Annotated in this window: 16 protein-coding genes and 1 other RNA gene; 10 read left to right on the top strand and 7 right to left on the bottom strand. The window is 73.9% G+C overall.

Annotated elements, in window-relative coordinates; genetic code table 11:
• The first annotated feature begins 174 nt into the window (after positions 1-174).
• Together ABZX75_RS00475 and ABZX75_RS00470 are read left to right on the top strand one after the other, a co-directional pair.
• A complete protein-coding gene (locus tag ABZX75_RS00475) occupies positions 175-2,388 on the top strand; it encodes an acyl-CoA dehydrogenase family protein (RefSeq protein ID WP_355406239.1) in 2,214 nt (737 codons plus the stop codon).
• The gene (locus tag ABZX75_RS00470; RefSeq protein WP_355406237.1) at positions 2,385-3,572 is read left to right on the top strand and encodes a lipid-transfer protein; all 1,188 of its coding nucleotides are present in this window, start codon (positions 2,385-2,387) and stop codon (positions 3,570-3,572) included. Before ABZX75_RS00475 ends, ABZX75_RS00470 begins: the two co-directional genes overlap by 4 nt.
• Before the next feature lie 53 nt (positions 3,573-3,625).
• Here the strand turns inward: ABZX75_RS00470 and ABZX75_RS00465 are convergent, their stop codons facing one another.
• A complete protein-coding gene (locus tag ABZX75_RS00465) occupies positions 3,626-3,982 on the bottom strand; it encodes a DNA-binding response regulator (protein ID WP_355406994.1) in 357 nt (118 codons plus the stop codon).
• A gap of 252 nt (positions 3,983-4,234) precedes the next feature.
• On the opposite strand from ABZX75_RS00465, the gene ABZX75_RS00460 reads away from it, so the two are divergent.
• From ABZX75_RS00460 to ABZX75_RS00450, 3 genes are all read left to right on the top strand, one after another.
• Positions 4,235-5,089 (top strand): MaoC/PaaZ C-terminal domain-containing protein, encoded by an 855-nt coding sequence (locus tag ABZX75_RS00460; RefSeq protein ID WP_355406235.1) that lies wholly within the window; start codon positions 4,235-4,237, stop codon positions 5,087-5,089.
• Between the two features lie 89 nt (positions 5,090-5,178).
• On the top strand, positions 5,179-6,255 hold the full coding sequence (locus ABZX75_RS00455) for a Zn-dependent alcohol dehydrogenase (RefSeq protein ID WP_355406233.1): 1,077 nt from the start codon (positions 5,179-5,181) through the stop codon (positions 6,253-6,255).
• Positions 6,256-6,270: 15 nt separating this feature from the next.
• Entirely contained in the window at positions 6,271-7,212 is a 942-nt protein-coding gene (locus ABZX75_RS00450) for a 3-oxoacyl-ACP reductase (RefSeq protein WP_355406231.1), read from the top strand.
• 33 nt (positions 7,213-7,245) lie between these two features.
• On the opposite strand, the gene ABZX75_RS00445 is transcribed toward ABZX75_RS00450, so the two are convergent.
• Entirely contained in the window at positions 7,246-8,394 is a 1,149-nt protein-coding gene (locus ABZX75_RS00445) for a hypothetical protein (RefSeq protein WP_355406229.1), read from the bottom strand.
• A 277-nt stretch (positions 8,395-8,671) separates the two neighbouring features.
• Between ABZX75_RS00445 and ABZX75_RS00440 the strand changes: the two genes are divergently transcribed.
• From ABZX75_RS00440 to ABZX75_RS00430, 3 genes are read left to right on the top strand one after another with little or no spacing between them, the layout of a single operon-like run.
• Entirely contained in the window at positions 8,672-9,529 is an 858-nt protein-coding gene (locus ABZX75_RS00440) for a Nif3-like dinuclear metal center hexameric protein (RefSeq protein ID WP_355406227.1), read from the top strand.
• Entirely contained in the window at positions 9,526-10,269 is a 744-nt protein-coding gene (locus tag ABZX75_RS00435) for a C4-type zinc ribbon domain-containing protein (protein ID WP_355406992.1), read from the top strand. Before ABZX75_RS00440 ends, ABZX75_RS00435 begins: the two co-directional genes overlap by 4 nt.
• Positions 10,269-11,861, top strand: coding sequence for a histidine phosphatase family protein (locus ABZX75_RS00430; RefSeq protein ID WP_355406225.1), 1,593 nt, complete (start codon positions 10,269-10,271; stop codon positions 11,859-11,861). Before ABZX75_RS00435 ends, ABZX75_RS00430 begins: the two co-directional genes overlap by 1 nt.
• A 331-nt stretch (positions 11,862-12,192) precedes the next feature.
• Here ABZX75_RS00430 and rnpB read toward each other — a convergent pair.
• Both rnpB and ABZX75_RS00420 read right to left on the bottom strand, forming a co-directional pair.
• Positions 12,193-12,594: RNase P RNA component class A (gene rnpB, locus ABZX75_RS00425), an RNA gene on the bottom strand.
• Between the two features lie 142 nt (positions 12,595-12,736).
• Complete coding sequence (locus ABZX75_RS00420) at positions 12,737-14,179, bottom strand: RNB domain-containing ribonuclease (RefSeq protein WP_355406223.1); 1,443 nt, start codon at positions 14,177-14,179, stop codon at positions 12,737-12,739.
• Between the two features lie 116 nt (positions 14,180-14,295).
• Here ABZX75_RS00420 and yaaA point away from each other — a divergent pair, with 116 nt between their 5' ends.
• Entirely contained in the window at positions 14,296-15,099 is an 804-nt protein-coding gene (gene yaaA / locus ABZX75_RS00415) for a peroxide stress protein YaaA (RefSeq protein WP_355406221.1), read from the top strand.
• Positions 15,100-15,247: 148 nt separating this feature from the next.
• Here the strand turns inward: yaaA and ABZX75_RS00410 are convergent, their stop codons facing one another.
• Entirely contained in the window at positions 15,248-16,003 is a 756-nt protein-coding gene (locus ABZX75_RS00410; RefSeq protein ID WP_355406219.1) for a bifunctional DNA primase/polymerase, read from the bottom strand.
• A gap of 193 nt (positions 16,004-16,196) precedes the next feature.
• Positions 16,197-16,781 carry a TetR/AcrR family transcriptional regulator gene (locus tag ABZX75_RS00405; RefSeq protein WP_355406990.1) on the bottom strand — a complete coding sequence of 195 codons (585 nt, stop codon included), beginning with the start codon at positions 16,779-16,781 and terminating at the stop codon, positions 16,197-16,199.
• A 283-nt stretch (positions 16,782-17,064) separates the two neighbouring features.
• Between ABZX75_RS00405 and ddaH the strand changes: the two genes are divergently transcribed.
• Positions 17,065-17,874, top strand: coding sequence for a dimethylargininase (gene ddaH / locus ABZX75_RS00400; RefSeq protein ID WP_355406217.1), 810 nt, complete (start codon positions 17,065-17,067; stop codon positions 17,872-17,874).
• A 104-nt stretch (positions 17,875-17,978) separates the two neighbouring features.
• Here ddaH and ABZX75_RS00395 read toward each other — a convergent pair whose 3' ends face one another.
• Positions 17,979-18,983: a small ribosomal subunit Rsm22 family protein gene (locus ABZX75_RS00395; RefSeq protein ID WP_355406215.1), complete on the bottom strand. Its 1,005-nt coding sequence runs from the start codon at positions 18,981-18,983 to the stop codon at positions 17,979-17,981.
• Between the last annotated feature and the right edge of the window lie 90 nt (positions 18,984-19,073).

The following is a 19,073-nucleotide window of genomic DNA, read 5'->3' as shown; positions in this document are numbered from 1 at the left end:
CCATGGGGTGCCTCATCACGCGGCGGGGCCCTCGGACTCGCGTCTGGCTCGGCGGCGGCGAACAGGCCCCTGGCGTCCGAAGTCGCAGGACAATGACGGCGCCGCGCCGACGAAGGGACATCGGAACGTCATCTGACCTTCCGTCAGAATGGAACGTGTTCTAGTCTGCCGCGCATGGGCATCGGAATCACGCACGAGCAACGGGAGTTGGCCGAAGCCGTACGCGGCTGGGTGGCGCGGACCGTGCCGCCCGAGGCCGTGCGCAAGCTGCTCGACACCCCGCCGCAGACCGGCACCCGCCCCGCCTACTGGGACGCGCTCGCCGCCGCCGGGCTGCTGGAACCGCACCTGGAGGGCGGGACCCCGCTCGACCTCGCCGTCGTCGTCGAGGAGGCCGCGCGGGCGGCGCTGCCCGGGGCGTACCTGCCGAGCGCGCTGGCCTCCGTACTGCTCGACCGGGCCGGCGCCGACCCGCTCGCCGGGCGGGTCGGCGCGGTCGCGCTGGGCGCCGGCACCCTGACCGCCGTCGCCGTGGAGGGCGGCGGGTACCTGCTCGACGGCGTCGCGCCCCCGGTGCTCGGCGCCGGTGAGGCCGACCTCGTCCTGCTCGCGGCCGAGGCCGCGCCCGAGCCGCAGGGGGCGCAAGGCGCTCCCCGGGGCGAACCGGGGTCGAGGGGCACCCGCTGGTTCGCCGTGGACGCCGCCGCGCTGGACATCCGTACGCACGAGAGCGCCGACCCGACCCGCCCCACCGCCGAGGTGCGGGCGCGCGGTGTCACCGCCGCCGCCGACCGGCTGCTGGCGCTCGACACCGCGCTCGTGCGGGACGCGGCCTGCACGCTGTTCGCCGCCGACGCCTGCGGCACCGCCGCCTGGGCGCTGCACACGGCCGCCGAGTACGCCAAGGTCCGCGAGCAGTTCGGCCGGCCCATCGGGCAGTTCCAGGGCGTCAAGCACCTGTGCGCCGACATGCTGGTGCGCCTCGAACAGGCCCGGGCGCTGGCCTGGGACGCCGCCAACAGCATGGAAGAGCCGGCGCAGGTGCGGTCGCTGACCGCCGCGCTGGCCGCCGGCACCGCCCTGGACGCCGCCTACTCGTGTGCCAAGGACTGCATCCAGATCCTCGGCGGCATCGGCTTCACCTGGGAGCACGACGCCCACATCTACCTGCGTCGGGCGCTCGTCGCCCGCCAGCTGCTCGGACCCGGTGACGGGCACCGGCTGCGGGCCGTGCGGTGTGCTGCGGGCGGTGCGCGGCGGGAACTGCGCCTGAAGCTCCCGGCGGAGGCGGAGGCCGAAGCCGAGGCCTACCGGGCGAAGGCCCGCCGCGCCATCCAGGACGCGTGCGGCCTCGGCCCCGCGGCCGCCCGGCGGGTCCTGGCCCCCACCGGGTACGCCGCCCCGCACCTCCCGCCCCCGTACGGACTCGGCGCCGGGCCCGTCGAGCAGCTCGTCGTCCAGCAGGAGCTGCGGGCGGCCGGTGTCAAGGTCGCCGACCTCGGGATCGCCACCTGGGTGGTGCCCTCACTGCTCGCCTACGGGACCCCCGCGCAGCGCGAGGCGTACGTCCTGCCCACCCTGCGCGGCGAGCTGACCTGGTGCCAGCTCTTCTCGGAGCCGGGCGCGGGCTCCGACCTGGCCTCGCTGCGGACCAGGGCGGAGCGGATGGCCGACGGCGGCTGGAGAGTCAACGGACAGAAGGTGTGGACGAGTTCCGCGCACAGTGCCGACTACGGGATCCTGCTGGCCCGCACCGATCCCGACGCGCCCCGGCACGAGGGGCTCGGCTACTTCGTGGTCGACATGAAGAACACCCCCGGCATCGACATCCGCCCGCTGAAGGAGATCACCGGCGAAGCCCTCTTCAACGAGGTGTACTTCGACGACGCGGAGCTCCCGGCGGACGCGCTGGTCGGCGCGGCGGACGGCGGCTGGAAGGTGGCCCGCAACACCCTCGGAAACGAGCGCGTCCACATGGCCGATCAGCTCTCCTTCGACACCGGCCTGGAGTCGCTCCTCGCGCGCTCCGCCGCACTGGACGGTGCGTACAGAGCCCGGATCGGGGCGCTGGCCGCCGAGGCGCACGCCCTGGCCTGCATCGGCATGCGGACCACGCTCCAGCAGGTGTCGGGGCTGGAGCCGGGCGCGGGTGCCTCCGTACGCAAACTCGTCCAGACCCCGCACCAGCAGCGCATCGCCGAGCTCGCGCTCGAACTGCTCGGCCCGGCGGGCGCCGTGCGGGAAGGGGCGGGGGAGCGGGCCGTGCACGGGATGCTCATGGCCCGCTGCCTGACCATCGCCGGGGGCACCACGCAGGTCCAGCTCAATGTCGTCGCCGAGCGGATCCTCGGCCTTCCCAGGGACCAGCCACAGAGGAGTCAGGCGTGAAGTCGTACATCGTGGGCGTCGGCATGACGAAGTTCGAGAAGCCCGAGTCGAGGGACTGGCAGTACTGGGACATGGCGAAGGAAGCCGGGTCCGCGGCGCTGGCGGACGCGGGGGTGGACTACCGGCTGGTCGGGCAAGTGCCGGTGGGCTACTGCTTCCAGGCCTCCACGGCCGGTCAGCGCGCCGCGTACGAACTGGGCCTGAGCGGAGTCCCCGTCTACAACGTGAACAACAACTGCGCGACGGGCTCGACGGCGCTGATGCTGGCGCGACAGTTCGTGGAGGGCGGGATCAACGACTGCGTGCTGGCGCTCGGCTTCGAGAAGATGAAGAAGGGCGCGCTGGGGGGCGGGGCCGACGGAGGAGACTTCACGACGTCGCCGGTGGCCCGGCACTACGGCGTCATGGCCGCCGGCCACGGCTTCGCGATGTCCCCGCCGACCGCGCAGATCTTCGGCAACGCGGCGCGGGAGCACATGGAGCGGTACGGGACCACGCCCGCACAGCTGGCGGCGGTGGGCGCCAAGAACCACCGGCACTCGGCGAACAACCCGAACGCGCAGTTCCAGGACGTCTACTCGGTGGAGGAGATCCTCGCGGCGAAGACCATCCACGATCCGCTGACCAAGCTCCAGTGCTCGCCGACCTCGGACGGGGCGGCGGCCGCGCTGGTGGTGTCGGAACGCTTCGTGGTGCGGCACGGACTGCACCACAAGGCGGTCGAGATCGTGGGCCAGGCGATGACCACGGACACGGAGGCGTCCTTCTCCTCCGGCTCGTGCATCGACGTGGTCGGCAAGCCGATGACGGCGGCGGCCGCACGGCAAGTGTACGAGGCGTCGGGCCTCGGCATCGAGGACGTGGACGTGGTGGAGCTGCACGACTGCTTCTCGGTCAACGAGCTGCTCACGTACGAGGCCCTGGGCATGTGCGGGGACGGGGCCTCGGGGAAGCTGGTGGAGAGCGGCGCGACGACGTACGGGGGGCGGTGGGTCGTGAACCCCTCGGGCGGCCTCATCTCGAAGGGGCACCCGCTGGGAGCGACCGGGCTGGCGCAGGCCGCGGAACTGGTCTGGCAGCTACGGGGCGAGGCGGGTCCCCGCCAGGTGGCCTGTGCGCGGGTGGGCCTGGCGCACAACATAGGCCTGGGCGGCGCGGCGGTGGTCACGCTGCTGCGGAAGTAGCCGGCTCGCCGCCGCGCCCAGGGCTCCGCCTTGACCCCGCGCCTGCGCAGCGGCTACGGCGCGAGCGCGGGGTCGATCACCGTTTCCCCCCGGGAGGCCCGGCGGATGGAGTCGGCCAGGTCCTCGATCGGGCCGTCCCGCAGGATCAGTCCCGCCGCGCCCGCGGCGAGGGCCGCGTCCAGCAGGCCCGGGTGCGCCGACCCGGTCAGGACCAGCACCCGGCACTCCGGATCGTCCGCCAGCACCACCTCCACCGACGCGACCTCCTCGACCAGTGCCACCGCGGGCCTGAACAGGGGCGAAGCCACCACCTCGATGTCCGGCTGGAGGCCGAGCCGGAGCGCCAGGGCCGGATCCGGCGGGACCAGCAGGACCCGCAGGGACCGGGCGGGGCGGTGGTACACGGGCATTTCGTCCACGGGAGAACGGTAGACCTCCGCCCGCCATCGTGCGTGGAACGCGCCTGACGCACACGCATCTGACGTGGAGTCAGGAGCCTTCCCAAGTAAGGGGCCGTGCGTTATACATTCCCTCACCGGTCCTAGAACGCGTTCTAGAACGCCTCGCGGAGCCGGTCCCGCATACGACCTCGGTGCGACCGACGGTGCGGACGGCCGCACCGAGGTCTTCCAAGGAACGAAGGAACAAGGAGCAGCATCCTCATGCCGATCGATGCCGCCAGGGCCCTCGCCGCAGCCCCCCGCCAAGGGGACATCGGCTGGGACCACAAGGACATCCAGCTCTACCACCTCGGCCTCGGCGCGGGCACCCCGGCCACCGATCCCGACGAGCTGCGCTACACCCTGGAGTCCAGACTCCACGTCCTGCCCAGCTTCGCGACCGTCGCCGGCGCCGGCATGGCCATGCTGGGCGGCCTCTCCGCCCCCGGCATCGAGGTCGACCTCGCCGCCGTCCTGCACGGCGGCCACTCCATCGAGCTGCACCGGCCCATCCCCGTCAAGGGCCGGGCCACCGTCAGCTCCAAGGTCGCCGCCGTCTACGACAAGGGCAAGGCGGCCGTGATCGTGCTGCGCTCCGAGGTCGCGGACGCGGACGGGCCGCTGTGGACCAGCGACGCGCAGATCTTCGTACGGGGCGAGGGCGGCTTCGGCGGCGAGCGCGGACCCTCCGCCAGGTCGCAACCGCCCCAGCGGGCGCCCGACCGCACCGAGGAGCGGCGGATCGGCGAGGAACAGGCGCTGCTCTACCGCCTCTCCGGAGACTGGAACCCCCTCCACGCCGACCCCGAGTTCGCCAAGCTGGCCGGCTTCGACCGGCCGATCCTGCACGGCCTGTGCTCGTACGGGATGACCCTCAAAGCCGTCGTCGACACGGCCCTCGGCGGGGACGTCGCCCGGGTCCGCGCCTGCCGCACGCGCTTCGCCGGGATCGTCTTCCCCGGCGAGACGCTGCGGATCCGGATGTGGCGGGAACCCGGCCGCGTCCAGGTGTCGGTGACCGCCGTCGAACGGGACGACGCGCCGGTCCTCGCCGACACCGTCGTCGAACACGCGTAGCGGCCGTCCACGCGGAGGGGCCCTACGCGTGGACGGCCCTGATCCGCCGGACACACCCCCCGTCCCAGACCTGTAGAAGGAGCCGCACCGTGCGCGCAGCACTGCAGAGCGAGATCGGCCAGGACAAGCTCGAGGTCGTCGACGACATGGAGGCCGTGGGTCCCGGCCCCGGCAAGGTGAAGGTCCGCATCAAGGCCACCGGCCTGTGCCACTCCGACCTCTCCGCGATGAGCGGCATCCTGCCGCAGCCCGCCCCCTTCGTCCCCGGCCACGAGGGCTCCGGAGTGATCGCCGACGTCGGCGACGGGGTCACCACCCACCAGCGGGGCGACCGGGTCCTCGTCTGCTGGCTGCCGCCGTGCGGCCACTGCCCGTCCTGCAAGCGCGACCAGGGCCACCTGTGCCTCGCCGGCCTGGTGAACGCGGGCACCCCCAACTTCCGCCGCGCGGGCGGTGACATCTTCGGCTTCGCGGCGACCGGCACCTTCGCCGAGGAGGTCGTGGTCGACGCCGCGTGCGCGGTCCCGATCCCCGACGACGTGCCCTTCGACATCGCCGCGCTCATCGGCTGCGGGGTCACCACCGGCCTCGGCGCGGCCATCAACACCGCCAAGGTGGAGGCCGGGTCCTCGGTCGCCGTCATCGGCTGCGGCGGCGTCGGCATATCCGTCATCCAGGGCGCCAAGGTCCAGGGCGCGGCGCAGATCGTCGCCGTCGACCCGGTGGCGTCGCGGCGCGAGGCCGCGCTGCGCTTCGGGGCCACCGAGGCGGTCGCGCCGGAAGCCTTCGACGACGCCAAGAACCGGATCACCGGCGGCGAGGGCTTCGACTACGTCTTCGAGGTGGTCGGCAAGTCCGCGACCGCGCGGACCGCCTACCGGATGACCCGGCGCGGCGGCACCGTGTGCGTGGTCGGCGCGGGCGCCATGGACGACAACTTCCAGATCGACATGTTCTCGCTGTTCTTCGACGAGAAGAGGATCCTGCCGTCGATGTACGGGGGCGGGGACGTGCTCCGGTCCTACGAGCGCACCATCGCGCTGTGGCGGGCCGGCCGGGTGGATCTGGCGGGCCTGATCACCCACCGGGTGCGGCTCGCCGAGATCAACGACGCCCTCGACCAGATGCGTACGGGTGTGGCCCTGCGCACCTGCATCGAACTCTGAGAGGAATGGACGTAGATGTCGCTCCCACTTCAGGGACTCTCCGCCATCGTCACGGGCGCGGGCCGTGGCCTCGGCCGGGCCGAGGCACTCGAACTCGCACGGCTCGGCGCGAGCGTGGTGGTCAACGACTTCGGCCAGAGCGGCCGGGACGGCTCGGGGGAGGCCTCGGCCGCCCCCGCGGAGGAGGTCGCCGCGGAGATCCGCGCCGAGGGCGGGCAGGCGGTGGCGCACCTGGGCGACGTGGCCGACTTCGAGCAGGCGCGCGAGCTGGTCGAGCTGGCGGTGAGCAGCTTCGGGAAGCTCGACATCCTGGTGAACAACGCGGGCATCCTGCGCGACCGGATGATCTTCTCGATGTCGGAGGCCGAGTGGGACTCGGTGATCCGGGTCCATCTCAAGGGCCACTTCAACACCACCCACTTCGCGTCCGTCCACTGGCGGGAGCGGTCGAAGGCGGCGGGCGGCCCGGTCTACGGCCGGATCGTCAACACCTCCTCCGAGGCCTTCCTCGGCGGCTCCGCCGGCCAGCCGAACTACGCGGCGGCCAAGGGCGGCATCGTGGGACTGACGACCTCGACCGCCCTGGCCCTGGCGAAGTACGGGGTGACGGCCAATGCCATCTGCCCGCGGGCCCGGACCCGGATGACCGAGGACGTCTTCGCCGGCTTCCAGGTCCCGGAGGAGGGCGAACTCGACGCCCTCGCCCCCGAACACGTCTCCCCGCTCGTCGGCTACCTGGCCTCGCCCGCCGCGGCCAAGGTCAACGGACAGCTGTTCGTCGTGCACGGCGGGATCGTGGTCGTGATGGAACGCCCCAGGGTGGCGGCGAAGTTCGACACCGGCAAGGAGGCCTTCTCCTACGAGGAGCTGGACGAGGTCCTGACCCCGCACTACGACTCCCGCCCGGCGAACGAGACCTTCGCCGCGACGGAGGTCCTGGGCCTCAGGCACGGCTGACAGGGCTGCTGCCACGGCCCTCCGTGCCCGGAGTCACCGCAGCGGGGCCTGCTGCAGCGGCACCGGGCGCGGCCCGGCCGCCGGCGCCGAGGCAGGCCGGACCGGCTGCGCGTCCAGGGGGACCTGCTGCGGGACCAGGCGGACCTGCTGAGGGTCGAGGCGGACCTGCGGCGCCGGAGCCGGCGGCAAGGTCATCCCGAGGACTCCGCACGGCACTTCGGGGGTCGCGTACGGGAGGCGCAGGCGGCCCTCGGCGCTCCACAGGCCCGTACCGCCGAGCCAGCCGACGGGGGCGCCGAGCCGGAAGACGTGCCGGTCGGCGGGGCGCCACAGGCCGATGCCGCCGTCGGGCAGCCTCAGCGCGACCCCGCAGGTCTCCGGCATCAGCGCCTGGCCCGGCTGGACCGCGAAGGGCATGGCCAGGGATCCGCCCTGAGCAGCCTCCCGCAGGCACTCCGGGAAGCGGACCGGCCGGGAGCTGCCCAGCACCCCCCAGCCGAGGCGCGGCGCGCCCGGCGCGTCGGAGCCGATCAGCAGCAGCCCGCTGTCCGGGTCGGCCAGCAGGAGCCGGTCGTTGCTCCGCTCCGTGATCTGGAGCAGCGGGGACACCTCGCCGCCGCGGCCCAGGTCCACGGCGACGGCCTTGGTGATGCCGTCCAGCTCGCGGTCCAGTGACAGCAGCCGGCCCGTCCGGTCCAGCCAGACGCCACCGGAGCACCGGCCCGGGATCCGGGCGACCGGCCGCGGGCCGCCGGTGCTCCCGGCCACCTGCCAGACGGTGGTCGCGGTGTCCGCCGCGGCCAGGGCGAAGGCGCTGCGTCCGTCCGGAGCGGGAGGCAGCAGGAAGACCCGTACGCCCTCACCGGGTTCGACCGCGCCCAGCTGGAGCTCACCGGTGCGGGGCCCGGCCGCGGCGCCCGTGGGGTACAGCAGCGCGAAGGCGTGCCGCTGCGCCACCCGCCGGTGGATCAGCACCCGCCCGTCCGCCAGCGGCGACAGCTCGCTGTGGGCTTCCTCCGGCTGCGCGAGCGGCAAGGGCACCGCGTAGGGCTCGGGCCCGGACAGGGTCCACCGCTCGGGGTAGAGCGCGTCACCGTCCCCGGCGAGCCGGGCGGCGTACGACCCGTCCGCGGCGATCGTGAACGGGGCCGTCGTCGTCATTTCGATGGCACAGACAGTCATCCGTGCGTCACCTCCGGTGAGGAAGCTAGTTTTCGCACTTCCTGCCGAACAACAGGTCCCAGCCCGCTTCACACATAAGGGTGGCCGCGCAGCGGTTCGTCCCTGGTGGGCGGGACGATTGTGCTGCCCCCGCCCCCCATCCTCCGGCCGACGAGGCCAGGGGCCGGTCGGCCTTGGCCAGAGCCGGGAGCGGGGGCTCAGCCCGTGCGGAGCCCCGCCCCCAGTCCTCCGGCCGGCAAGGCCAGAGGCCGGTCGCCACGGACGGTAGCCTTGGCCTGTGCCCCGTCTCTCTGAAGTCATCGCCGAGCTGGACGCCCTCTGGCCGCCCTCGCGGGCCGAGCAGTGGGACGCCGTCGGAACCGTCTGCGGCGACCCCGACGCCGAAGTCTCCCGCGTGCTCTTCGCCGTGGACCCCGTACAGGAGATCGCCGAAGAGGCCCTGCGGCTGGGTGCCGACCTGATCGTCACCCACCACCCGCTCTACCTGCGCGGCACCACCACCGTCGAAGCCGGCACCTTCAAGGGCCGCGTCGTGCACACGCTGATCAAGAACGACATCGCGCTGCACGTCGCCCACACCAACGCCGACACCGCCGAACCCGGCGTGTCCGACGCCCTCGCCGGCGCCCTGGACCTGCGGATCACCGGCCCGCTCGTACCCGACCCGAGCGACCCGGAGGGCCGCCGCGGCCTCGGCCGGATCTGCGAACTGGACCGCCCCGAAACCCTGCGCGAGTTCGCCGGCCGCGCCGCGGCACGGCTGCCCCAGACCGCGCAGGGCATCCGCGTGGCGGGCGACCCCGACGCGGTCATCCGTACCGTCGCCGTCAGCGGCGGCTCCGGCGACAGCCTCTTCGCCGCGGTCAGGGCCGCCGGCGTGGACGCCTTCCTCACCGCCGACCTGCGCCACCACCCGGTCTCCGAGGCCCGCGAGCAGAGCCCGCTCGCCCTCGTCGACGCCGCGCACTGGGCCACCGAGTGGCCCTGGTGCGAGCAGGCCGCCGCGCAGCTCGACGCGATCTCCGAGCGCCTGGGCTGGGGTCTGCGTACCCACGTCTCGCGCACGGTCACCGACCCGTGGACGGCGCACGCGCCGTCCGTGACACCCCCTTCTATCTCTGGAGCCCCCAACTGAACGCCGAGCCCGCCGACCAGATCCGACTTCTCGACGTCCAAGACCTCGACGTCCGGCTGTCTCAGCTCGCCCACAAGCGCAAGTCGCTGCCCGAGCACGCCGAGGTCGACTCCCTCACCAAGGATCTGACGCAGCAGCGCGACCTGCTCGTCGCCGCGCAGACCCAGGCGAGCGACGCGGCCCGTGAGCAGACCAAGGCGGAGCAGGACGTCGACCTGGTGCGCCAGCGCGCGGCACGCGACCAGCAGCGACTGGACTCCGGCGTCGGCGTCTCGGCCCGCGACCTCGCGAACCTGCAGAACGAGGTCGTCTCCCTCGCCAAGCGCCAGGGCGACCTGGAGGACGTGGTCCTGGAGGTCATGGAGCGCCTGGAGACCGCGCAGGCGCGGGTCACCGAGCTGACCGAGCGGGTCTCCGGCCTGGAGGTCAAGGCGGCGGACGCCGTCGCACGCCGCGACGCGGCCACCGCCGAGATCGACGCCGAGACCGCCAAGATCGCCAAGGACCGCGAGGTCATCGTCGCGTCCATGCCGGCCGACCTGATGGCGCTGTACGAGAAGATCCGCGTCAAGCAGGGCGGGGTCGGCGCCGCGCGCCTCTACCAGCGCCGCTGCGAGGGCTGCCGGCTGGAGCTGGACATGGCCGACGTGAACGAGATCAAGGCCACCCCGCGCAACCAGGTCGTACGTCACGACAGCTGCGGCCGCATCCTGGTCCGTACGGCCGACTCGGGCATCTGATGCCGCGGTTTGTCGTGGAGGCGGACGGTGGCTCCCGGGGCAACCCGGGGCCCGCCGGCTACGGCGCGGTCGTCCTCGACCCGGTGACGGGCGAGACGCTGGCGGAACGCGCGGAGTACCTCGGCGTCGCGACGAACAACGTGGCGGAGTACAAGGGCCTGATCGCCGGGCTCAAGGCCGCCCGCGAGCTCGCGCCGGACGCGGCGGTCCTGGTCCGGATGGACTCCAAGCTGGTCGTCGAGCAGATGTCGGGCCGCTGGAAGATCAAGCACCCCGACACGAAGCCGCTCGCGGCCGAGGCCGCCACGATCCTGCCGCGCGCGCAGGTGACGTACGAGTGGATCCCGCGCGAGCGGAACAAGCACGCGGACCGGCTCGCCAACGAGGCGATGGACGCGGGCAAGCGCGGCCGACCGTGGGAGCCCGCGAACTCCTCGGCCGCCCTCGACCACGGAGCCGCCCGCGCCCTGGCCGCCGGCCCTCCGGGGGACGCGGCGAAGGGTGCCGCGGCCGTACGGGCGGCCCTCGCCTCCGGCGGAGGCCGGCGGGTGGACGAGGCGGCGGGCGCGGCCGAGCCGCTGTTCGCGGACGCGTCGGCCGCCCCGCGCGGCGCCGTCGTCGGCGCACCCGCGGAGGGACCCGGCAGGGGCCCGGCCGTGCCGACGGCTGCGGCCGAGGCGCTGTTCCCCGAGGCGGACGCACTCGCACCGGGGCGCGTCCCACCCCCGGCGGCGGGCCCCGGCCGGGCCGGCCAGGGCCCGACGGCCCCGTCCTCGGCGTCCGCTGCCCCGTCCGCCACGGCCCAGACGGCGACGGCAGCGGCGGCCCCGGCACCGTCGGACACGGCGCGGACGGCGACCGCACCGGCCGCCACCACCCCGGCGCCGGCCGCGACCACCCCGGCCCCGGCCGCGACCACCCCGGCCCCGGCCGCGACCGGTACCGCACCGGGCTGGGGCCCGGACATGGGCACGCCCGCCACCTTCGTGCTGCTGCGCCACGGAGAGACCGCCCTCACCCCGCAGAAGCGCTTCTCCGGCAGCGGCGGCACCGACCCCGAGCTGTCCCCGGCCGGCCGCCGCCAGGCGTCCGCCGTGGCCGAGGCACTGGCCGCACGCGGCACCGTCCAGACGATCATCAGCTCCCCGCTGCGCCGCTGCCGCGAGACCGCCCAGGCCGTCGCCGACCGTCTGGGCCTCGACGTGACCGTCGAGGAAGGCCTGCGCGAGGTGGACTTCGGCGCGTGGGAGGGCCTGACCTTCGCCGAGGTGCGGGAACGCTTCCCGGACGACCTCCAGGCCTGGCTGGACTCCCCGAGGGCGGCCCCCACCGGCGGCGGCGAGAGCTTCATGGCCGCCACCCGCCGCATCTCGGCCACCCGCGACCGGCTCCTGACCGCCCACGCGGGCCGCACGGCCCTCCTCGTCACCCACGTGACGCCGGTCAAGATCCTGGTCCGCCTGGCCCTGGGCGCCCCGCCGGAGTCGCTGTTCCGGATGGAACTCTCGGCGGCCTCCCTCTCGGCGGTGGCCTACTACGCGGACGGCAACGCCTCGCTGCGCCTCCTGAACGACACGTCCCACCTGCGGTAGCCGCGCGCTGGGGGCCCCGGGACGCCAACACCGCACCCCGGGGCCGGTGTCCGGGGCCGACGCGGGTTTCCGATGCGAGAACGGGAACGCGGTCAACAGGCCGGTGGCCAGGGCCGCGTGGTTCAGCGGCATCCGGAACGGAGTGGCGCCGGAAGGCCGGTGGCCGGGCCGGCGTGGTTCTCGCGGTACCCGGTACGGGAGTGGGGCGCCCGGCGGGCGGGGGTCCCGGGCCGACGCGGTTTCCGCGAAAGCGGAAAGGCGAGTGGGGCCCGCGGGCCGGCGCTCAGGGCCGACGCGCTGTGCGCGGTGCCCCGAACGGGAGTGGGAAGGGCAGACGAGCCGGCCTGTACGCCGGGTTCTGTCACCCGGTGACCTCACGGTCGCCGGGGAGACGGCCATCCATCTAGGACCGGTGTTGCCACCGGCCTCGTGCGGTCTACCCGCGAACTCGGGCGAGCAGCCCTCAAGCGTTCGCGCAGACCCGTCCGAAGACGGATCCTCTTGACCTTGCTCCGGGTGGGGTTTACCTAGCCGCCTGGGTCACCCCAGGCGCTGGTGGTCTCTTACACCACCGTTTCACCCTTACCGAGGGCCGAGGCCCCCGGCGGTCTGTTTTCTGTGGCACTGTCCCGCGGGTCACCCCGGGTGGGCGTTACCCACCACCCTGCTCTGTGGAGCCCGGACGTTCCTCGGCGGGATCCGAGGATCCCAACGCGGCCGCCCGGCCGACTCGTCTGCCGTGGTGGCCATGTTACCCGGGGGGACGGCCGGGCTTGACCTTGGCGCAGCGGCAGCGGCAGCGGCAGCGGCAGCGTCCGCGTGACGGGGCAGTGCTCGTACGAGGCGCCCGGACCAGGTGCTCGGGCAGGGTGTGCTCAGGCCAGGGCGAAGAGGATCTTCGCCGTACCGGGGTCCGCCTGCGTCAGCCGGACCCGGATGCGCTCGCCCAGCGGCAGCTCCCGAGCGGCGGACTCGACGCGGCCGACCACCGCCGGCTCCGCCAGGTGGACCGTGCCGACCAGCGGCTCCCGGTCCTTGACGTCGATCACCGTGGCGTCGAAGGTCTCCCCGACGCGGTCCTTCAGCACGGCGGCCTCGACCAGGTCCACGCACTCCCGCTCGGCCGTGTTGGCCAGCCGGGTGCCCGCCGCCATCTCCGCCGGGAGCGCGGCCAGCGCGGACATCACCCACCCCGGGCGCTCGGCCCCGGCCACCGCCGCCACGCACAGCTCGCCGGTGTACCGGTCGACCAGGCGGCGCAGCGGGGCGGTGCAGTGGGCGTACGGGGCCGCCACCGCGGCGTGGATCGCCGGGTCCGGACTCTCGCCGCCGGTGAAGACGGTGTAGCCGGCGCCGCGCAGCAGGGTCGTGCACTCCTGGAGGAAGGCCGCGTGGGCCGGGCGGTGCGGGTCGAGGGAGCGCACGAGTTCGGCGTACGGGACGTGGTGCGGCCATTCGATCCGCAGGGCCTTGGCCGCGCGCCGGAGTTTGCCGACCGCGCCGTCGGGGGCGGTCGGCAGGGTGCGCAGGATGCCGGCCCCGGCCGCCAGCATCAGGTCGGCCGCCGCCATGCCGGTCATCAGGGAGATCTGGGCGTTCCAGCCGTCCGCGGGCAGCGGGGCGCGGTAGGCCAGGGCGTACGAGCCGTCGCGTGCGACGATCTCCTGCTCGGGCACGTTCAGCGAGATGCCGCCGCGGTCCTGCTCCAGGGCCTCGCGGAGCCGGCCGATGTCCTTGAGGAGGGCGAGGGGTTCCTCCGCCGTTCCGGTGTCGATGGCCTTCTGCGCGCCGTCGTAGTCGAGCCTGGCCCGGCTGCGGACCAGGGCCCGCCGGACCTCGGTCGTCTCGACCCGGCCGTCGGGGTCCAGATCGAGCCGCCACAGCAGCGCGGGGCAGGTCTGTCCGGGCAGCAGGCTGGCCGCGCCCTCCGAGAGCACGGCCGGATGCAGCGGGACCTTCCCGTCGGGGAAGTAGAGGGTGGTGACGCGGCGGTGGGCCTCCGCGTCCAGCGGGCCGCCCGGGGTGACGAAGGCGGCGACGTCGGCGATGGCGTAGTGGACCCGGTAGCCCCCGCCGGCGCGTTCCGCCAGGTGCATGGCCTGGTCGAGGTCGACGGAGGTCGGGGGGTCGATGGTGAAGAAGGGGATGTCGGTGGCGTCGGCGTCGGGAAGGCGCGGTGCCCGGGCGGCCCGCTCCGCCTCCGCGACCACCTCGGCCGGGAACTCCCGCGGCACGTCCAGCTTCGTCCGCAGGTCGCGCAGCGCGGCCCGCAGGGCAGCCCCGTCTGCGCCGGTCATGTGCATAGGACGGCGTGGCATGGACTGAGCCTAGGGGCCGTCGGCCCGGGCGGCACGGCGAGCGGGTGGTGGCGAGCCGTCTACGCTGGCCCGGGGGCCGCATCCCCTGCGCCGTGTCGTACCGAAGGAGAACCACCGTGCTCGTGCTGCTGCCGCCGTCCGAAGGAAAGGCCGCCGGCGGCTCCGGCGCACCCCTGAAGCCGGAGGCGCTGTCGCTGTCCGGGCTGGCCCCGGCCCGTGCGGCGGTGCTGGAGGAGCTGGTCGAGCTGTGCGCGGGCGACGAGCTCAAGGCGCGCGAGGTGCTGGGCCTGAGCGAGGGGCTGCGCGGCGAGGTCGCGAAGAACGCCGACCTCCGCTCGGCGGCGGCCCGCCCGGCGGGCGAGATCTACACCGGCGTGCTGTACGACGCGCTGGGGCTCGCCGAGCTGACCCCGGCCGCGCGGGCACTCGCCGAGGACGCGCTGCTGGTCTTCTCGGGCCTGTGGGGCGCCGTGCGGATCACCGACCGGATCCCCTCGTACCGCTGCTCGATGGGCGTGAAGCTGCCGGGGCTGGGGGCGCTCGGCGCGTACTGGCGCGGACCCATGGCCCAGGTGCTGCCCGAGGCGGCGGGCGAGGGGCTGGTCCTGGACCTGCGGTCGTCGGCGTACGCCTCCGCGTGGAAGCCGAAGGGCGAGACGGCGGGACGGACCGCGACCGTGCGGGTGCTGCACTCGCAGATGGTGGACGGGGTCGAGAAGCGGTCGGTGGTCAGCCACTTCAACAAGGCGACGAAGGGGCGGCTGGTCCGGGACCTGCTGCTGGCCGGGGCCGCGCCCTCGGCCCCGGCGGAACTGGTCGAGACCCTGCGGGACCTGGGCTACGTGGTCGAGGCCGAGGCGCCGGCGAAGCCCGCCAAGGCCTGGTCCCTCGACGTGGTCGTGACCCAGATCCACCACTGACGCGCCGCGGCCGCCGGGCTCTGCCCCGGCCCCGCGCCGCATGCGCCGGCGGGGCTGGGCCGGGGCCCGCGCCTCGGTCGGGGGCGGGCCGGGGTTCTGTTCGGGCCGGTCCGGGCAGCGCGGGCCCGGCAAGTCCGAAAGAGACGGCCTAGAGGCGGCCCAGGGGCCAGGCCACCGCGGCCGGGGTCTGGTCAGAGGAGCCCGCGTACTGGGCGCAGGCGTCCGTGAGGGTTTCCAGCAGGGTGAGGGGGTCCGGCAGCGGGTGCTCGATGCCGCGGAGCCAGGTCACCGCCTGGTCACCGGGCAGAGCCGCCGGCGGGACCAGAACGTAGCTGCCGCGGCAGTGCCAGCGCAGGCCCGGGTGTTCGTCCATCGTCTCGGGGTGGCAGTCCAGCTCGCAGGGCCACCACTCGTCCTCGTCCTCGGGGGTGCCGCGGGTGGCCGTGAAGAAGAGCATCCGGGCCTGCTCGCCGGTGCCGCCCGACTCGGCGACCGGGCCGACGTCGATCCCGGCGGCCAGCAGCCGGGCCAGGGCGCCGAGTCCGGCTTCCAACGGGACGTCAAGTACGTCGTGGACCATGCCGGTCGCGGTGATGAAGTTGGCCTGCGGCTCGCTGCGCGCCCACCGTTCGACCTGTGCGCGATCGGTGGTGGACTGGGTCTGCCAGGCGAAGGAGAGTGGGTGGCGTGCGGGCGTCGGACAGCCGATCCGGTCGCACGAGCACCGGTAACCGGCGGGATGGGCGGCGGGGGCGAGCGGCAGACCTGCGGCGGCGACGGCCAGGAGGAGCGCCTCGCGCTCTTGTCCGGGATCCTCGGCGGCGGTGGGTTTCTGCCGCCGGCGCAGCCACTGGGAAATCCTGCTCTGCTCGCCGCGTTTGACGCGGCCGGATTCAGACCCCATCTATCCCCTCACCTCACCGATAACCCCGGCAGACCCTCACATCGTCCCACCATCCTGAGCCTCGGGTGACCGGTCTCCTCAACCGGGGGGTCGGGGGTGGGTGACAGGCAACCGCCACATAGCCGCAGAATTCGTGCATAACGCCGCGGGTTGCCGGGGGCCGGCCTCCGCCCGGCTGTGGGCCGGTGACGTTTCACACCCCGTCCGCGCCGGCGCCCCCGCCCGCGGCCCTGCCCGCCACCCCGCCCAGCACCCGGTCCACCAGCGCGTCCGTATAAGCGTGCGTCAGCGGCGCCGTCCGCAACAGCCAGCGGTACGTCAGCGGCCCGAGCAGCATCTCCACCGTCAGCCGGAGATCCACGTCCTCGGCGATCTGCCCGGCCTCCCGCGCCGCGCGCAGCCGCGCCTCGTACAGGGCGAGCTGCGGCTCCAGCAGCTGTTCGGTGAAGCGGGCGCCGAGTTCCGGGTCCGTCGCCCCGGCCGCCGTCAGGGCGCGGGCGGGGGCCTCGTACTTCTCGTCGTTGAACTCGTCCACCGTCGCCCGCAGGACGTACTTCAAGTCGGCCGCGAGATCGCCGGTGTCCGGGAAGCCGGTCCACTCGGCCTCCGTCTCCGCGTCCCCGGCCAGCGCCAGGGAGGCGTCGAGGAGGACCGCGGCCTTGGAGGACCACCAGCGGTAGATCGTCTGCTTGCCGACACCCGCGCGGGCGGCGATGGCCTCGATGGTCAGCTTGTTGTAGCCGACCTCACCGACCAGGGCGAGTGCCGCGTCGAGGATGGCCCGCCGGGACCGGTCGCTGCGGCGGGCCGCGTCCGGGCTCTTCCCGGCGGACTGCTTCGCGGTGGGGCTCTTCGCGGCGGCCGGCCGGGGCCGCGGCTTCGCCGGGGGCTTCACGTCTGGACTCTTGCTCACTGCGTCAACGTATCAACCCGATACGTCTCGTCTTCCGTTGATCGCATAAACCACCCGATCAGTTCACTGCGCCGTCTCCGTCGAGGAGAGACGATTCTCTCCACACTCGTGCGAACTCGTCCGAGTCGTAAGTCGTGAGGAGCCTTCTTTGCGCAGAGACGCCACACCCCGGCGCTACCTGATGTGCCCACCCGTACATTTCAAGGTCACGTACTCCATCAATCCGTGGATGGATCCCACGAAACCGGTGGACCTGCCCCTCGCACACGCCCAATGGGAAGACCTCAGGGACCGCTACCGCGCCCTCGGCCACACCGTCGAGACCCTCGTACCGGACCCCGCGCTGCCCGACATGGTCTTCGCGGCGAACGGGGCCCTGGTCGTCGACGGCCGGGTGCTCGGCGCCCGGTTCGCCTACCCGGAACGCGCCGCGGAAGCCGAGATCCACCTCGACTGGTTCCGCAGCCACGGCTTCCAGGACGTCCACGAGCCGTCCCACGTCAACGAGGGCGAGGGCGACTTCGCCGTCACCGCCAGCTACCTCCTGGCAGGGCGGGGCTTCCGCTCCAGTCCGCTCTCGCACGACGAGGCCCAGGAGTTCTTCGGCCGCCCCGTCATCGGCCTCGACCTGGTGGACCCGCGCTACTACCACCTGGACACGGCGCTCTGCGTCCTCGACGGCGACGAGATCATGTACTACCCGGCCGCCTTCTCACCCGGCAGCCAGGCCGTGCTGCGGCGCCTGTTCCCGGACGCCCTGATCGCCGACGGCGAGGACGCGGCGGCCCTCGGCCTGAACGCCGTCTCGGACGGCCGGCACGTGCTGCTCCCGCAGGCGGCCACCGGGCTGTTCGCGCCCCTGCGGGACCGGGGCTTCGAGCCGGTCCCCATGGACCTGGGGGAGCTGCTCAAGGGCGGCGGCAGCGTGAAGTGCTGCACCCAGGAGCTGCGTCCCTAGTGCTGTGACCAGTGCCGTGACCGGCATCCGTCCCGCCCCGGCTCCGTGGACAGGCGGGACGGACCTCAGGACCGTGCGATCGCGGAACTACGGAACCGCGGACGCTACGGAGCCGGCGGCCACTCCTGGCCCCAGTCGGCGTCCCGCGCCGCCTTGTAGAGGTCACCGTGGCGCTTGGCCACGGTGGCCCGGGTCAGGCCCTCTCCTTCCGGACCGCACAGGTCCAGCAGGACGAGCCCCTTGCGGATCTGCGGCTTCCGCGTGATCCGGGAGGCGGCGGGCCGCACCGGGAAGCGGGTCGCGGCGACGTAGCTGAACTTCTCGTCCTCGTACGCGAGGGAGCCGCCCTTGACCTGCCGGTGCAGGGAGGACCGGCTGACTCGCGCCGAGAAGTGGCACCAGTCCTGGCCGACCTCGATCGGGCAGGTCCCGTCGTGCGGGCAGGGGGCCGCGACCCGCAGCCCGGCCTCGATCAGCTGGTCGCGCGCCTCGCGGATGCGCAGGTACCCCTCGGGGGTGCCAGGCTCGATCAGCACCACCGCGCGGCCCGCCCGCGCCGCCTCGGCGACGACCGCCTCGCGGGCCTGTGGAGTCAGTTCGCCCAGGACGTACGAGACGGTCACCAGGTCCGTCTCGGGGAGCGTCAGCCCGGATCCGATGACGGCCCGCCGCCACTCGGCCGCGCGCAGCACGTCCGAGGTGGAGACGGCGGCCAGCTCCCTGCCGAGGGTCAGCGCGGGCTCAGCCCAGTCCAGCACCGTGGTCTCCCGCGGGCCCTCCCAGGTGGCGTCCACCGCCCAGATCGCGGCTCCCGTGCCGCCGCCCACGTCCACGTGCGAGGCCGGCGCCCAGTCCGGGGCCGCCTCCGCGAGGCCGTCCAGGGCGGACCGTACGGCTTCGAAGGTGGCCGGCATCCGGTACGCGGCGTAAGCGGCCACGTCGGACCGGTCGCGCAGGACGGGCGCGCCGGTCGGGGTCTGCCCCCGGTAGTTCGCGATCAGCCGCTCGACGGCGGCCGCGGCCTGCTTGGGCGGGAGCCCGTCGAGCAGCCCGCCGAGCGCGCTGCGGAGAGTCTCGGCGGTCATGGGGGCGGAGGGGGAGACGTTCACCTGCAAAGTTTACGGCGCCGGGGCGGACGTCCCCGCCGGAGCGGCCGCCCGGCGGCCACGCCTGGTCGGCGGCCACGCCTGGCCGCCGGG

The sequence above is a fragment of the Streptomyces sp. NPDC003038 genome (assembly GCF_040611115.1).
Taxonomy (GTDB): Bacteria; Actinomycetota; Actinomycetes; order Streptomycetales; family Streptomycetaceae; genus Streptomyces.
This window is presented reverse-complemented; position numbering and strand designations above follow the sequence as displayed.